Below are 15568 nucleotides of genomic sequence, written 5' to 3'. Positions count from 1 at the left end.
CTTGCCGAGCAGTCGTGCTGCGCGTCTGGCGCCGGTGATCGACCTGGCCGAGCGTGCCGAGCGCGAGTCGGCCAAGCTCTTCGGTCAGGGGCAGGCGCAGCTGTCCCAGGCTGAGAGCAAACTTGGCGAGCTGCGGCAATATTTCTCCGATTACCAGCAGCAGTGGCTGAGCCAGGGCAGTCAGGGCGTCTCCGGCCAATGGCTGATGAATTATCAGCGTTTCCTCTCCCAGCTCGAGTCGGCGATTGCCCAGCAGCAACGTAGCGTCGATTGGCACCGCAACAATCTCGACAAGGTGCGCGAGCAATGGCAACAGCGGCGGGCGCGCCTCGATGGCTTGCGCAAGCTGGTCGAGCGTTATCTGCAGGAAGCCCGAACGGCGGCCGACAAGCGCGAGCAGAAGATCCTCGATGAGTTTTCCCAGCGGCTGGCCGGGCGACCCAAACAGGAATGACGCTTGCTGAGCGGTGCGTTGGGTGCTACATCTTCATCAGCTCGCTCGCTATGGCGCGGCTGGTCACTGAACGCGCAGATGCCCCGGGCCAGGCGCCTCACGACGATTCGCCAACAGCCCTTTAGCCAGTACGGCCACCACGTCATTCGGTTTGGATCAGGAGTGCTACATGACCATCAGTTCACAGCTATCGGCAGATGGACAGGAGCTGACGATTACCATCCAGGGGCGCTTCGATTTCAACACCCATCAGGCCTTTCGCGATGCGTACCAAGGGGCTGGCGGCTCGCCTCGGCGGTATGTGGTCGATCTCGGCGGAGCGACCTACCTGGACAGCTCCGCCCTGGGCATGTTGCTGCTGCTGCGGGATCACGGCGGCAGCGACAAGGCCGACATTCGGCTGATCAACTGCAACCCCGATGTCCGAAAGGTGCTTTCGATTTCCAACTTCGAACATCTGTTCGCGATCGCCTGAATGCCTCGTCGGCTCTCCATACTCATCGCCGAGGATGGCGCGGCCGATCGCATGCTCCTGACGGCCATCGTCGGGCGCCAAGGGCACCGGGTGATCACTGCGGCCAACGGCGCCGAAGCGGTACGGCAATTCGAGCTCGAACGGCCGCAACTGGTGTTGATGGATGCGCTGATGCCGGTCATGGATGGCTTCGAGGCCGCGCGACGCATCAAGGGGTTGGCCGGCAATGAGCTGGTGCCGATCATCTTCCTCACATCGCTGACTGAGAACGAGGCGCTGGTGCGCTGCCTCGAAGCCGGCGGTGACGACTTTATCGCCAAGCCATACAACCCGATCATTCTCGAGGCGAAAATCCAGGCGATGCACCGCCTGCGCCGCCTGCAGGCCACGGTGCTGGAGCAGCGCGACCTGATCGCCCGGCGCAACCTGCAACTGCTCGACGAGCAGCGGGCAGCCAAGAGCATCTTCGACAAGGTGGCGCATGCCGGTTGCCTGGATGCGCCCAACATTCGCTACCGCCAGTCGCCTCGGGCGCTGTTCAACGGCGATCTGCTGCTGGCGGCCGAAGCGCCTGCCGGCCGCATGTTCGTATTGCTGGGGGACTTCACCGGTCACGGGCTGCCAGCGGCGGTCGGGGCAATGCCGCTGGCCGAGACCTTCTACGGGATGACCGCCAAGGGCTATACCAGCAACGAGATCCTGCGCGAGATCAACGCCAAGCTGAAGCTGATCCTGCCGGTCGAGATGTTCTGCTGCGCCACCCTGCTGGACATCAACCTCAGACAAGGCGCGCTGCGGGTGTGGAACGGCGGCCTGCCGGACGGTTATCTGCTCAAGGACAATGGCACAGGCCGTGTCGCGCTGACATCCAGGCATCTGCCGCTCGGCATTCTCGAAGCGTCCGCATTCGACGATGGCTTCGAAACCTTTCCGCTGGCCGTCGGCGATCGGCTGCTGCTCATGTCGGACGGCATCCTCGAAAGCACGAACGCCGACGACGAGCTGTTCGGCGAGCAGCGTTTGCTGGCATTGCTGGACGCTAACGACGAGCCCTCGAGGCTGTTCGACGAGCTGCAGCAGGCGCTCCTCGCGTTCAATGGTCAAATGCTTGACGACTCAAGCCTCGTCGAGGTGAGTATGGTCGAGCCTGCTGCCTTGGGCTGGCAATCACCGCCGAATATCGTCTTACCCAGCAAGCGTCCGTTGCGGCCGAGGGACTGGTCGGTCGGTTTCGATATGCGGCCGAGCAGTCTGCGTGCGGCCAATCCCTTGCCGATGACCATGCAGCTGCTGCTGCAGATCGCTCCGCTGCGTCACCGGGCCGGGACGATCTATGCCGTGCTGACCGAGCTTTACGCCAATGCGCTCGAGCATGGCGTGCTGCTGCTCGATTCGGCTTGGAAAAGCGATGCGCGAGGCTTTGCCCAGTATTACCAGGAGCGTCAGCGGCGGCTCGATGAGCTCGAGGAAGGCTTCGTATCCATCGAAATGAGCGTCAAGTCGGACGGGGCGTCGGGATATTTGCGCATCGGTGTGCGCGACAGCGGCCCGGGGTTCGATGTGCAGGGTACGTTGAACAAGCAATACCACGCCGAATGCCTGGGCGGGCGGGGCCTACGCATGATTCGGCAGATGAGCGACCGGTTCTATTGGCAGCCCGACGGCAAACTGCTGAACGTGGAGTTTCATTGGGCCGGTCATGCATAATCCGCCGACTTTCCAGCCAGGAGCCGATCCGTGGTCGATCACCTCGACAACCGCGTGCTGACGACCCTTCAGGATGTCATGGAGGCCGAATACCCGGTTTTGCTGGATACCTTTCTCACCGATTCCGAAGAACGGCTACGCCTGTTGCAGAACAGCTGCCAGCAGCGTGACGCCGAGGCGCTGCGTCAGGCGGCGCACAGCTTCAAGGGCAGCTGCAGCAACATGGGCGCCTCGTTGCTGGCGGAACTTTGTCGCCAGCTGGAGAACGTCGCACGGTTGGCACGGCTCGACGAGGCCCCCGAGCTGATCGAACGAATCGAGCGTGAGTTCGCCATCGTCCGGATTCTCTGCCGCGCCGAACGCCAGCGCTATGGCGGACCCGCCTGATTTGCGTTGTGCTGGCGGCCGCAGCTGGCGAGCCGATTACATGGCCCGTTGTTTGCTTGAGCAAGCATACGTCATAACCCTGAGCGGAAAGACCCATGGCCGTTTCCCCCGATCTATTGCTTAACATCAAAGCGCCCGCCGCTGCTGCCAAAGCGGCGAACGCATCCGCTAAATCTGCCTCTCAGCCCAGCAGGGACGAGGCTTCCAGCTTCGCCAACGTCTACGCCAAGGAGCGTCAGGCAAAGCCCGCCGAGCGCCAGGAGAGCGCGACAAAGGCCGCCTCCGGCAAGCCGGCTGGCGATCAGCCGAGTCAGGAAACCGCCAAGGCCGACGGCAACGAACAGCCACCGGTGGGCGAGACCGGCAAAGCGCTGCCCACCGAATCCGAGACGATCGATACCGAGCTGCAAGGTGATGAGGCCGAACTCGACCCATTGCTGCTGTTCGGCTTGGGCGGGCAGGCACCGATCGACGATGCCGCGCCGGAGACGCCGACACCGACCGATGGCGAGTTCATCTCGGGTTTGATGCAACTGCCGCTGAACGTCTCGGACAGCGAAGCCGAGCCAGCTATCTCCGGGCAGGGCGTGACGGAAATGCGGCCCGCCACGCAGAACAGCCCCTTGTCGGTCCTTGGCGGTGTGGAAGGCGACGCCACGGCCGTCGAGGATGCGCTACCGGCGGCCATGCTTGCCGGTGAGCTGTCGACCGATGAATCGGAAGAGCCGTCTCTGGAAGAAGCGTTCGCAGAGGTGCTCGACAAGCTGGACGCGCCGAAGGAGAGCCGCCCCGGTACGCCGGAGCTGGCGATCAATCGGCTGAATCCGTTGACCGAGGCGATCACCCAACAGCAGCAGGTGCAGCAGGCGCAGCGGCCGGTCATGGTGCCCGGGCAGCCGGTGCAGATGCAGCAATCGGGTTGGAGCGAAGCGGTGGTCGATCGGGTGATGTGGCTCTCCAGCCAGAACCTCAAGTCGGCAGAAATCCAACTGGATCCGGCTGAGCTGGGCCGCATGGAAGTCCGTATCGACATGCACAAGGACCAGACCCAGGTGACCTTCGTCAGCCCCCATGCCGGCGTGCGTGATGCGCTGGAAGGGCAGATGCAGCGTCTGCGTGACATGTTCACCGAGCAGGGAATGACCATGAACGTGAACGTTTCCGACCAGTCTCGCGGCTGGCGTGGAGAGGGTGGGGGCGAGTCGCGTGGCCGAGGCGCGGCGGGTGGCCTGGGTGGCGGCGAGGAGGATGTCGTTCAAGGGACGACGGAAATCAGCGGCAGCCGCGCCGGGGGCGACAGAGGCCTGGTGGACTATTACGCCTGAGGCGCCGCCGAACCGCCAGGGTGACGCCGGGCCGAAGGCGAGCATGCGTAAGCGCCTGCGGTCCGATTACGGGGGGTGAGCGAACCGCGACTCGCCGCCCGGTGGGTTTCAGCGAGAGGGCCGAGCGCAGCGTGGCGGCAAGAGGTCGCCGCCGCTGACGCCGGCTTTTTTATACGCGCCGTGAGCCCAAAGGGGCGCACAATGGGTTCGCAAAGTCCTTTCCAGGCGCCTGGCAACCGTTTACGGCCCCGGCCGCCGTGACTGATACTTTGGCATAGCAGTTGCTCGTAACGCATTGAAACGAGCGGATCATCAGCAATGACGGAATTTTGGCATGGCTAAGAAACAAGGACCTCCGGACGTTGCCAGTCCTGCAGCGGCAGGCGAAGGCAAGGGCAAGCTCAAACTGATCATCCTGATAGTGGTCGGCTTGCTGCTGGCGGTCGGGCTGTCGGTCGGTGGCACCTTCTACTTCATGTCGCGAGGCGAATCCAAGCCGCACGAGGAGGAAGCTGCCGCAGCCGGTTCGACACCACAGCGGCAGGCGGCCGTGTACGAAGTGCTGGCGCCGGCATTCATCGTCAACTTCGCCAATGCCGGTGGGCGTCAACGCTACATGCAGGTCAGCGTGGCCCTTATGTCGCGTGACCAGGCCGCGCTCGATGCACTCAAGGAACACATGCCGCTGCTACGCAATCAATTGGTTATGCTGTTTTCCAGTCAGGAATTCGCCGCGCTGATGACGCCGGTCGGACAAGAGATGCTTCGGCAAAAGGCGACCGCTAGTGTGCAAGAACTGGCGCAGAAGGAAATCGGCAAGCTTGCGATCGAGCAAGTGCTGTTCACCAACTTCGTATTGCAATAGGGGTCGTTCCAGATGGCTGTTCAAGACCTGCTCTCGCAAGACGAGATCGATGCGCTCCTGCACGGGGTCGACGACGGTCTGGTCGATACCGAGAGCGATGCCGAACCGGGCAGCATCAAAAGCTACGACCTGACCAGCCAGGACCGTATCGTCCGCGGCCGCATGCCGACGCTGGAAATGGTCAATGAGCGTTTTGCTCGCTACACGCGCATCAGCATGTTCAACCTGTTGCGCCGCTCGGCCGATGTGTCGGTGGGCGGTGTGCAGGTGATGAAGTTCGGCGAGTACGTGCACTCGCTGTACGTACCGACCAGCCTCAACCTGGTGAAGATCAAGCCGCTGCGCGGCACTTCGCTGTTCATTCTCGACGCCAAGCTGGTGTTCAAGCTGGTGGACAACTTCTTCGGTGGCGATGGCCGCCACGCCAAGATCGAGGGTCGGGAATTCACCCCGACCGAGCTGCGGGTCGTGCGGATGGTGCTGGACCAGGCGTTCGTCGATCTGAAGGAGGCTTGGCACGCCGTACTCGACGTCAACTTCGAGTACGTGCATTCGGAGGTCAACCCGGCGCTGGCCAATATCGTCAGCCCCAGCGAAGTGGTGGTGGTGTCGACGTTCCACATCGAGCTGGAAAGTGGTGGTGGCGATTTCCACGTCACCATGCCGTACTCGATGATCGAGCCGATCCGCGAAATGCTCGACGCCGGCTTCCAGTCGGATGTCAGCGATCAGGACGAGCGCTGGATCAATGCGCTTCGTGAGGACGTCCTCGACGTCAAGGTACCCCTCAGTTCGACGGTGGTGCGCCGCCAGCTCAAGCTGCGCGACATCCTGAACATGCAGCCCGGCGACGTCATCCCGGTGGAAATGCCAGAAGACATGATCATGCGTGCCAATGGCATGCCCACGTTCAAGGTCAAGCTGGGCGCACACAAGGGCAATCTGGCCCTGCAGGTACTTGAATCGGTCATGCGACCCCGTTGATTCAGCACTAACCCATTATCAGCCGGTCGAGGATTAACGATGGCAGACGAACACGAACACACCTCCGCGGAAGAACAGGCCCTCGCCGACGAGTGGGCGTCCGCGCTGGCAGAGGCGGGTGACGCCAACCAGGACGACATCGACGCCCTGTTGAACCAGGGGCCGGCGACCAAGCCGGCACCGCCGCGCGCCCCGTTGGAAGAATTCGGCAGCGCCCCGAAATCAGCCGCCGTGCCGGCCGGGCTCGAGGGGCCGAACCTGGATGTGATCCTCGACATTCCGGTGTCGATCTCAATGGAGGTTGGCAGCACCGAGATCAGCATCCGCAACCTGCTACAGCTCAACCAGGGTTCGGTGGTTGAGCTCGACCGGCTGGCCGGTGAACCGCTCGACGTGCTGGTCAACGGTACCCTGATCGCCCACGGCGAGGTGGTGGTGGTGAACGAGAAATTCGGCATTCGCCTGACTGACGTCATCAGTCCGAGCGAACGCATCAAGAAGTTGCGCTGAGATGCGAGCCCTGGCCTTCCTCGCGCTGATGCCGGCTTTGCCGGCAATGGCGGCCGAGCCCGCGGCAACAAGCATGAGCAGCGCCGGCATGGGCGCGCAGATGAGCAAGCTGTTGCTTGGCCTGTTGCTGGTGATCGGCCTGATCTTCCTGCTGGCCTGGTTGCTGCGTCGCGTGCAGCAGCTCAACCCGCGTGGTAATCAGGCGATCAAGCTGATTTCCAGTCATGCGCTCGGTCCACGCGAGCGCCTGGTCCTGGTTCAGGTCGGTAGCGAACAGGTATTGCTTGGCCTGAGCGCGGGCCGCATCGCGCCGCTGCACGTGCTGAAGGAGCCGGTGCACCTGCCCGACGCCGAGCCGGCCAACCCGGAATTCGCCCAGCGCCTGATGGAGCTGCTGGGCAAGGATCAGAAGGACAAGCCCTGATGCTTCGATTGATGCTGGCGGTGCTGCTGGTACTGGCTGCGCCGTTCGCGGTGGGGCAGGATGCCGGCTCGCTGATCGCCCAGGGTGACAATCCGCTGTCGATTCCGGCGATTACGCTGAGCACCGACGCGCAGGGGCAGCAGGAGTACTCGGTCAGCCTGCAGATCCTGCTGATCATGACCGCGCTGAGCTTCATTCCGGCGTTCGTCATGCTGATGACCAGCTTCACTCGGATCATCATTGTGTTTTCCATCCTGCGTCAGGCGTTGGGTTTGCAACAGACGCCCTCGAACCAGATTCTGGTCGGGCTGACGATATTTCTCACCTTGTTCATCATGGCGCCGGTATTCGAGCGCATTAACAACGAGGCCTTGCAGCCCTACCTGAACGAGCAATTGTCCGCGCCCGACGCGATTGCCCGCGCCGAGGTGCCGATCAAAGGCTTCATGCTGGCGCAGACCCGCGAGAGCGACCTGGAGCTGTTCGTACGCCTCTCGCGGCGCACCGATATCCAGACGCCGGACGCGGCGCCGCTGACCATCCTGGTACCGGCCTTCGTTACCTCCGAGCTGAAGACGGCGTTCCAGATCGGTTTCATGATCTTCATTCCGTTTCTGATCATCGACATGGTGGTCGCCAGCGTGCTGATGGCCATGGGCATGATGATGCTGTCACCGCTGATCATCTCGCTGCCGTTCAAGATCATGCTGTTCGTGTTGGTGGATGGCTGGGGGTTGATCATCGGCACGCTCGCCAGCAGTTTCGGCACGCTGTAGTCCTGAGGGGGAACGCGCATGACACCCGAGGTTGCCGTTGACCTGTTTCGAGAAGCGCTGTGGATGACTGCGATGATTGTCGGCGTGCTGGTCGTGCCGAGCCTGCTGGTTGGCCTGGTGGTCGCCATGTTTCAGGCGGCGACGCAGATCAACGAACAAACCCTGAGTTTTCTGCCGCGTCTGCTGGTCATGTTGATGACGCTGATCTGGGCCGGGCCTTGGCTGGTGCGTGAGTTGATGGAGTACACCCAGGGCCTGATTCAGAACATTCCGTTGATCATCGGCTGATCATGACGATCACGGCCTGCCGTCGGGCGTTAGCCAATGCTTGAGCTCAGCGATGCGCAGATCGGCGCATGGGTCGGGCAGTTCCTGCTGCCGCTGTTCCGCATCGCGGCGCTGTTGATGAGCATGCCGCTGATCGGCACCCAGCTGGTGCCGATGCGCGTGCGGCTGTATCTCGCCATTGCGATTGCCGTGGTAGTCGTCCCCGGCCTGCCGCCGGTCCCGGTGGTCGAGGCGTTGAGCGCTCAGGCAATGGTGCTGATCGCCGAGCAGATCCTCATCGGGGTGATGCTGGGCTTCGTGCTGCAACTGTTCTTTCACGTGTTCATCGTCTCCGGTCAGATGCTGGCGATGCAGATGGGCCTGGGCTTCGCCTCGATGGTCGATCCGGCCAACGGTGTCTCGGTGCCAGTGATCGCCCAGTTCTTCAACATGTTGGTGATCCTTCTGTTCCTGGCCATGAACGGCCACCTGGTGGTGCTGGAGATCCTCACCGAGAGCTTTACCACCCTGCCGATCGGAGGCTGGCTGGTCGGTACCAATCACTTCTGGCAAGTGGCCGGCAAGCTGGGCTGGGTGCTTGGCGCCGGGCTGTTGCTAGTGCTGCCGGCGATCACCGCGTTGCTGGTAGTGAACCTGGCGTTCGGCCTCATGACCCGCGCGGCGCCTCAATTGAACATCTTCTCCATCGGCTTTCCACTGACCCTGGTGCTCGGCCTGATCATCGTCTGGATCGGCATGGCCGATATCCTGGCGCAGTACCAGACTTTCGTCAGCGAGGCGCTGGCGATGCTGCGTGAATTGATCGGGCTGCGCTGATGCAGCCGCTCTCTACCAAGCGTTCGGAGGCCATGCATGGCTGAAAGCGAAAGCGGCGCCGACAAAAGCGAGGAACCCACGGAGAAACGTCTCCGGGAATCTCGCGAGAAAGGGCAGCTGGCCCGCTCCCGTGAATTGAACACGGTGGCGGTGACCCTGGGCGGCATCGGCGGGCTGCTGGCATCCGGCGGTAGCCTGGCCGGCAGTCTCATGGCCATCATGCAGGGTAGCTTCGAGCTGAGCCGTGAGACGCTGCTGGATGAAGGGGCGATGGTCAGGCTATTGATGAGCAGCGGCATGATCGCGCTGGAAGCCATCATGCCGCTGCTGATCGTGTTGCTGCTGGTGTCCATCATCGGGCCGATCTCGCTAGGGGGCTGGCTGTTCTCGGCCAAGGCGATGGCACCCAAGTTCAGCCGAATGAATCCGGGGCCTGGCCTCAAGCGGATGTTCTCGACCAAGGCCCTGGTCGAACTGCTGAAGGCGTTAGCCAAGTTTCTCGTGGTGTTGCTGGTGGCATTGGCGGTCCTGGCCGCCTATGAAGACGATCTGTTGTCGATCGCCAAGCAGCCCCTCGATCTGGCCATCATGCACAGCGTCAACGTGGTGGGCTGGTCTGCCCTGTGGATGGCGTGCGGGCTGATCCTGATCGCGGCGGTCGACGTGCCGTTTCAGCTCTGGGACAACAAGCAGAAGCTGATGATGACCAAGCAGGAAGTGCGCGACGAATACAAGGACAGCGAGGGCAAGCCGGAGGTCAAATCGCGGATTCGGCAACTGCAGCGCGATGCCGCCCAACGCCGGATGATGCAGGCGGTACCGGAGGCTGACGTGGTCATCACCAACCCGACGCACTTCGCTGTTGCGTTGAAATATGACGGCAGCAAGGGCGGCGCGCCGATGCTGGTGGCCAAGGGCGGCGACTTCGTCGCGCTGAAGATCCGCGAGATCGCCAACGAGCACCAGGTCACCGTGCTCGAATCCCCGGCGCTGGCGCGGGCGGTGTACTACTCCACCGAACTGGACCAGGAGATTCCGGCGGGGTTGTACCTCGCGGTGGCGCAGGTGCTGGCGTATGTCTATCAGCTGCGCCAGTACCGATCCGGCCGGGGCAAACGCCCCGATCCGCTCGGCAATCTGCCGATTCCGCCGGATCTGCGCAGGGATGAATAGGGGCAGCTCAGAGCTTGAAGCTTGAAGAAGATGTAACCGGCGTTATCGGGCGGTTTTATCTGGGTGCTTGGAGGGTTTGCCCCTGCGACGGGGATGAGGCAGAACGCTGCGCAGCCCAGCCAGACGAGATACAGGCTTGCGTAGGGTGGGCTTCAGCCCACCGCAGCGCAGCGCAAATGATCCGTCCTGCTCGAAGCCTATTCGGCTGAAGCCGGGCGCCCAGCGAGAACTGCCATCATGGCTCCTGGCTTCCGGCTTCCGGCTTCACGCTTACCGCTGGTTCTTATTCAATAACCCCGCACGCGACTCGTGCGCCGCCGCCACCCAGGGGTTGCGGGTGGTCGGAATGGTTGTCGCCGCCTTTGTGGACCATCAGGGCCAGACCCTTGATGTCACCGAGGCTCTTCAGGCGGGGCGCCAGGACCGGCTGGCTGGCCTTGCCGTCGGTGTCGACCATCAGTGCCGGTAGATCGCCCATGTGGCCGTCGCCCCAGGGCTCGCCATGCTTGCCGGCGTTCTTCGGATCCCAGTGACCACCAGCGGCCCCGGCGGCAATGGTTTCGCCATCTTTCTGCGCGGGTTCGCAGCTGCCCTTGGCGTGGATATGGAAACCATGCGCGCCGGAGTCCAGGCCGGAGAGTTCGGGGCGGAACACCAACCCGTACTCACTGCTTTCGATCTTGACCGTGCCGACGGACTCGCCGACGCCTTGAGCCGTTACCGCCTTGACCGGCACGCTGAGGGTTTCGGCTTGCAGGCCCATGGCTGTGCAGCCGGCAATGGCCGCGATAATCCACTGTTTCATGGCAAGACTCCTGTGAAGTAAACATTCAAATTCGCAGAGGGCGTCACCTCGATGAGTTGCCGTTGGCGACGCCACTTGGGTGAGACTGCGCGGTGCCCGGTCGGTTCGTGCAGCCGCTCTGCCATCGGTGTTCGACGCAGGGGCTGGCTCAGCCGAAAAGTTGGACCCCTTCTTGCTATAGCTCCCACAGGGCGCGTTTTCGCGTCAATTCTTTGGTTCTGTCTGTCGGGGTCTACGTGGATCGCACGCAACTCATCAATCTTCGCAATGGCCTGACGGGCGCAGGTCGCGGCAACCTGGGCGTGCCGCTGCTGCTGCTGGTAATGATGGGCATGATGATGCTGTCGGTGCCGCCGTTCCTGCTGGATCTGCTGTTCACCTTCAACATCGCCCTGTCGATCGTCGTGCTGCTGGTCAGCGTCTACGCACTGCGCCCGCTGGATTTCGCCGTATTCCCGACGATCCTGCTGGTCGCGACATTGATGCGTCTGGCGCTGAACGTGGCCTCGACGCGCGTGGTGTTGATTCACGGGCACGACGGTGGTTCGGCCGCCGGCCACGTGATCGAGGCCTTCGGCAACGTGGTGATCGGCGGCAACTATGTCGTCGGTATCGTCGTGTTCGCGATCCTGATGATCATCAACTTCGTGGTGGTCACCAAGGGTGCCGGGCGGATCTCCGAGGTCAGCGCGCGCTTTACCCTGGATGCGATGCCCGGCAAGCAGATGGCCATCGACGCCGACCTCAACGCGGGGCTTATCGACCAGGCCGAAGCCAAGGTGCGTCGCGTCGAGGTGGCCTCCGAGGCGGATTTCTATGGCTCGATGGACGGTGCCAGCAAGTTCGTCCGCGGTGACGCGATCGCCGGCCTGCTGATCCTGTTCATCAACCTTATCGGCGGTGTCGCCATCGGGATGGCGCAGCACGGCATGAGCTTCAGCGAGGCAGGGCAGGTCTACGCCTTGCTGACCATCGGTGACGGCCTCGTGGCGCAAATCCCGTCGCTGCTGCTCTCGACCTCCGCCGCCATCATGGTGACCCGCGTTACCAGTTCCGAGGACATGGGCCAGCAGGTCAACCGGCAGATGTTCGCCTCGCCGAAGGCGCTCGCCGTGTCCGCCGCCATCATGATCGCCATGGGCCTGGTGCCCGGCATGCCGCACATGTCCTTCCTCGGTCTCGGCGGTGTTGCCGCCGGCGGCGCCTACTGGATCTGGCACCGCCAGAAGCAGGTCAAGCAGCAGGCCGAGCAGGAAGTCCAGAAGCAGCAGGAAACGCTGCCCGCCCAGCGTGCCGCGGAAACCAAGGAGCTGGGCTGGGATGACGTGACGCCGGTGGACATGGTCGGCCTGGAAGTCGGCTACCGCCTGATTCCGCTGGTTGATCGCAACCAGGGTGGACAGCTGCTGGCGCGGATCAAGGGCGTACGCAAGAAGCTGTCGCAAGACCTCGGCTTCCTGATGCCGTCGGTGCACATCCGCGACAACCTCGACCTGCTGCCCAATGCCTATCGCTTGACGCTCATGGGCGTGAGCCTCGCCGAGGCGGAGGTCTATCCGGACCGTGAACTGGCGATCAACCCCGGTCAGGTGTTCGGCCCACTCAATGGCATCGCCGCCAAGGATCCGGCGTTCGGTCTGGAGGCGGTGTGGATCGAGGCCAGTCAGCGCGATCAGGCGCAGTCGCTTGGCTACACCGTGGTCGACGCCAGCACGGTGGTCGCCACCCACCTCAACCAGGTGCTGCACAAGCATGCTCACGAATTGCTCGGCCACGAAGAAGTCCAGCAACTGATGCAACTGCTGGCCAAGAGTTCACCCAAGCTTGCTGAAGAGCTGGTGCCGGGCATGATCTCGCTGTCGACCTTGCTCAAGGTGCTGCAGTCGCTGCTGATGGAGCAGGTGCCGGTGCGCGACATTCGCACCATCGCCGAGGCCATCGCCAACGTGGCTACCAAGAGTCAAGATCCCGCCGCGATGGTGGCCGCCGTCCGTGTCGCGCTGTCCCGTGCAATCGTGCAAAACGTTGTGGGGCTTGAGCCGCAGCTGCCTGTCATCACGCTGGAGCCAAGGTTGGAACAGATATTGCTCAATAGTCTGCAGAAGGCTGGACAGGGCTCGGAAGATGGCATTCTCCTCGAGCCAGGAATGGCCGAAAAGTTGCAACGTTCTCTGGTAGAAGCGGCACAGCGTCAAGAAATGATGGGTAAGCCGGCGATATTGCTGGTGGCAGGTCCGGTCCGCGCAATGCTCTCGCGCTTCGCCCGACTCGCCGTACCGAACATTCATGTCCTGGCCTATCAGGAAATACCGGACAACAAGCAGGTCACCATCGTCTCTACGGTGGGTCAGAATTAACCGAGGGTTATAGGCCATGCAGGTCAAACGTTTCTTCGCAGCCGACATGCGTATCGCCATGAAGATGATTCGTGACGAGCTGGGCGCTGATGCCGTGATCACGGGTAACCGTCGCGTTGCTGGCGGCGTCGAACTGACCGCTGTGCTCGATTACCCGATGGAGACGGTAGCGCCCAAGCAGCCGAATGCGGCGCTGGAAGCGGAGCTGCGCAAGACTCAGGCGCGTATCGCCAGTGCCCATGCCGAGCTGCAGGCGCCTTCGCGCAAAGCCGCTGGCCTGGATCGCCAACTGCTTGACGAGAAGCCTGCCGCCATTGCGCAGCCCAAGCCGGTTGCCGCTCCGGCAGCTGCCGACTCGCGAGCGATGCAAGCGATGCAGTCCGAACTGCAAGGTCTGCGTGAGCTGATCGAAATGCAGCTGGGCTCGATCGCCTGGGGGCAGGAGCAGAGCCGTCGCCCACAGCAGGCTGGGCTCTGGCGTCGCCTGCAGCGCATCGGTCTGCCGGCCGACCTGTCGCGCGCCTTGCTGGAAAAGGTCGCCAACGTATCCGAGCCGCGCCAGGCCTGGCGCATGCTGCTGGCGCACCTGGCCCAGGCGATCAAGGTCACCAAAGAGGAACCGCTGGAAGAGGGTGGCATCATCGCGCTGGTCGGTCCGGCCGGTGCCGGCAAAACCACCACGCTGGCCAAGCTGGCTGCGCGCTACGTACTCAAGCACGGCGCCCAGAGCATCGCCCTGGCGAGCATGGACAACTACCGCATCGGCGCGCAGGAGCAGTTGAATACCCTGGGGCGTATCCTTAACGTGCCGGTCATCCAGATCGATCCCAGCCAGCCGTTGAGCAAGACCCTCGCGCCGATGGCCCGCAAGCGCCTGATTCTCATCGACACGGCTGGCTTGCCGGCGGGTGATCCGATGATGCGTGCGCAGCTCGACGCATTGGCCGATCGTGGCATTCGGTCGAAGAATTACCTGGTGTTGCCGGCGACCAGCCAGAGCCAAGTGCTCAAGGCAACGTGGCACAACTACCGTCCGTGCGGACTGGCGGGCTGCATTCTGACTAAACTGGATGAAGCCGGAAGCCTGGGCGACGTGCTGGGACTGAGCATCAGTCAGCACTTGCCCATTGCCTACCTCGCCGATGGTCCGCGGATTCCCGAAGACCTGCATCTGCCACGCAGCCACCAGCTGGTCAGCCGCGCGGTGAGCCTGCAATCGGAAGACAATCCCAGCGAGGAAACCATGGCTGATATGTTCTCCGGTCTGTACAACGGTGCTTCACGGAAGGTCGGATGAACGCTTTGCTCCGTGTAATACACAAAGATGACGCGTTCGGGCTGAACGCATCGATGGCCCAAGGGCTCCAGCAAGAAATAGGTTTGTGAAAATGGGTATGCATCCCGTACAGGTTATTGCGGTGACCGGCGGCAAAGGCGGCGTTGGCAAGACCAACGTGTCGGTCAATCTATCGCTGGCCCTGGCCGAACTCGGTCGTCGGGTCGTATTGCTCGATGCCGACCTTGGTCTGGCCAACGTCGACGTACTGCTGGGTTTGACGGCCAAGCGTACGCTGGCCGATGTGGTGGCGGGCGAGTGCGACCTGCGCGATGTGATGATTCAAGGGCCAGGCGGCATTCGCGTGGTACCCGCGGCGTCGGGCACCCAGAGCATGGTGCAGTTGTCTACCCTTCAACATTCGGGGCTGATCCAGGCGTTCAGCGATATCGGCAACGATATCGACGTGCTGATCATCGACACCGCAGCGGGCATTGGCGACGGCGTGGTCAGCTTCGTCCGGGCCGCGCAGGAGGTACTACTGGTCGTGACCGACGAGCCTACTTCGATCACCGATGCCTACGCGTTGATCAAACTGCTCAATCGCGACTACGGCATCAGCCGCTTCCGGGTGCTGGCCAACATGGCCCATGCGCCGCAGGAAGGGCGCAACCTGTTCGCCAAGTTGTCCAAGGTGACAGAGCGCTTCCTCGATGTGGCGTTGCAGTACGTCGGCGCGATCCCCTATGACGAGGCAGTGCGCAAGGCGGTGCAGAAGCAACGCGCCGTCTATGAGGCCTACCCGCGCGCCAAATGCTCGCTGGCGTTCAAGGCCATCGCGCAGAAAGTCGATACCTGGCCACTGCCGGCAACGCCGCGGGGCCATCTAGAGTTCTTTGTGGAGCGCCTGGTCAGGCCCGCCGCAGATTCTAACGAACGATAGCGG

At 62.7% G+C, this 15568-nt stretch carries 17 protein-coding genes; 16 read left to right on the top strand and 1 reads right to left on the bottom strand.

Annotated features, from left to right (window positions below):
- Position 1: 1 nt before the first annotated feature.
- The 13 genes from fliJ to flhB all read left to right on the top strand — a co-directional run bounded on the left by fliJ (position 2) and on the right by flhB (position 10184).
- Positions 2 to 454, top strand: a complete 453-nt coding sequence (gene fliJ / locus KVO92_RS05775) for a flagellar export protein FliJ (protein ID WP_217474665.1) — start codon at positions 2 to 4, stop codon at positions 452 to 454.
- A 169-nt stretch (positions 455 to 623) separates the two neighbouring features.
- Positions 624 to 929 carry an STAS domain-containing protein gene (locus tag KVO92_RS05770; RefSeq protein WP_217474664.1) on the top strand — a complete coding sequence of 102 codons (306 nt, stop codon included), beginning with the start codon at positions 624 to 626 and terminating at the stop codon, positions 927 to 929.
- Positions 930 to 2636, top strand: coding sequence for an ATP-binding SpoIIE family protein phosphatase (locus tag KVO92_RS05765; RefSeq protein WP_217474663.1), 1707 nt, complete (start codon positions 930 to 932; stop codon positions 2634 to 2636). It abuts the gene before it with no gap.
- 78 nt (positions 2637 to 2714) lie between these two features.
- Positions 2715 to 3023: an Hpt domain-containing protein gene (locus KVO92_RS05760; RefSeq protein ID WP_217475435.1), complete on the top strand. Its 309-nt coding sequence runs from the start codon at positions 2715 to 2717 to the stop codon at positions 3021 to 3023.
- A gap of 95 nt (positions 3024 to 3118) precedes the next feature.
- Positions 3119 to 4348, top strand: coding sequence for a flagellar hook-length control protein FliK (locus KVO92_RS05755; protein ID WP_217474662.1), 1230 nt, complete (start codon positions 3119 to 3121; stop codon positions 4346 to 4348).
- A 334-nt stretch (positions 4349 to 4682) separates the two neighbouring features.
- A complete protein-coding gene (fliL, locus tag KVO92_RS05750) occupies positions 4683 to 5213 on the top strand; it encodes a flagellar basal body-associated protein FliL (RefSeq protein WP_217474661.1) in 531 nt (176 codons plus the stop codon).
- A 12-nt stretch (positions 5214 to 5225) separates the two neighbouring features.
- Positions 5226 to 6197 carry a flagellar motor switch protein FliM gene (gene fliM, locus KVO92_RS05745; protein WP_021207730.1) on the top strand — a complete coding sequence of 324 codons (972 nt, stop codon included), beginning with the start codon at positions 5226 to 5228 and terminating at the stop codon, positions 6195 to 6197.
- A gap of 39 nt (positions 6198 to 6236) precedes the next feature.
- Complete coding sequence (fliN, locus tag KVO92_RS05740; RefSeq protein WP_217474660.1) at positions 6237 to 6707, top strand: flagellar motor switch protein FliN; 471 nt, start codon at positions 6237 to 6239, stop codon at positions 6705 to 6707.
- Position 6708: 1 nt separating this feature from the next.
- The gene (fliO, locus tag KVO92_RS05735) at positions 6709 to 7131 is read left to right on the top strand and encodes a flagellar biosynthetic protein FliO (protein WP_217474659.1); all 423 of its coding nucleotides are present in this window, start codon (positions 6709 to 6711) and stop codon (positions 7129 to 7131) included.
- A complete protein-coding gene (gene fliP, locus KVO92_RS05730; RefSeq protein ID WP_217474658.1) occupies positions 7131 to 7907 on the top strand; it encodes a flagellar type III secretion system pore protein FliP in 777 nt (258 codons plus the stop codon). The genes fliO and fliP overlap by 1 nt, the downstream gene beginning before the upstream one ends.
- Positions 7908 to 7925: 18 nt before the next feature.
- Entirely contained in the window at positions 7926 to 8195 is a 270-nt protein-coding gene (fliQ, locus tag KVO92_RS05725; protein WP_217474657.1) for a flagellar biosynthesis protein FliQ, read from the top strand.
- 36 nt (positions 8196 to 8231) lie between these two features.
- Entirely contained in the window at positions 8232 to 9011 is a 780-nt protein-coding gene (gene fliR, locus KVO92_RS05720) for a flagellar biosynthetic protein FliR (RefSeq protein ID WP_217474656.1), read from the top strand.
- A gap of 36 nt (positions 9012 to 9047) precedes the next feature.
- Complete coding sequence (flhB, locus tag KVO92_RS05715) at positions 9048 to 10184, top strand: flagellar biosynthesis protein FlhB (protein WP_217474655.1); 1137 nt, start codon at positions 9048 to 9050, stop codon at positions 10182 to 10184.
- 283 nt (positions 10185 to 10467) lie between these two features.
- Here the strand turns inward: flhB and sodC are convergent, their stop codons facing one another.
- Positions 10468 to 10989 (bottom strand): superoxide dismutase family protein, encoded by a 522-nt coding sequence (gene sodC / locus KVO92_RS05710; RefSeq protein ID WP_217474654.1) that lies wholly within the window; start codon positions 10987 to 10989, stop codon positions 10468 to 10470.
- 236 nt (positions 10990 to 11225) lie between these two features.
- Between sodC and flhA the strand changes: the two genes are divergently transcribed.
- From flhA to fleN, 3 genes are all read left to right on the top strand, one after another.
- Positions 11226 to 13346, top strand: coding sequence for a flagellar biosynthesis protein FlhA (flhA, locus tag KVO92_RS05705; protein WP_217474653.1), 2121 nt, complete (start codon positions 11226 to 11228; stop codon positions 13344 to 13346).
- A gap of 16 nt (positions 13347 to 13362) precedes the next feature.
- The gene (gene flhF, locus KVO92_RS05700; RefSeq protein WP_217474652.1) at positions 13363 to 14643 is read left to right on the top strand and encodes a flagellar biosynthesis protein FlhF; all 1281 of its coding nucleotides are present in this window, start codon (positions 13363 to 13365) and stop codon (positions 14641 to 14643) included.
- 91 nt (positions 14644 to 14734) lie between these two features.
- Positions 14735 to 15565 carry a flagellar synthesis regulator FleN gene (fleN, locus tag KVO92_RS05695; protein ID WP_102846138.1) on the top strand — a complete coding sequence of 277 codons (831 nt, stop codon included), beginning with the start codon at positions 14735 to 14737 and terminating at the stop codon, positions 15563 to 15565.
- The last annotated feature ends 3 nt before the right edge of the window (positions 15566 to 15568 follow it).

This window comes from Stutzerimonas stutzeri (assembly GCF_019090095.1).
Taxonomy (GTDB): Bacteria; Pseudomonadota; Gammaproteobacteria; order Pseudomonadales; family Pseudomonadaceae; genus Stutzerimonas; species Stutzerimonas stutzeri_AN.
This window is presented reverse-complemented; position numbering and strand designations above follow the sequence as displayed.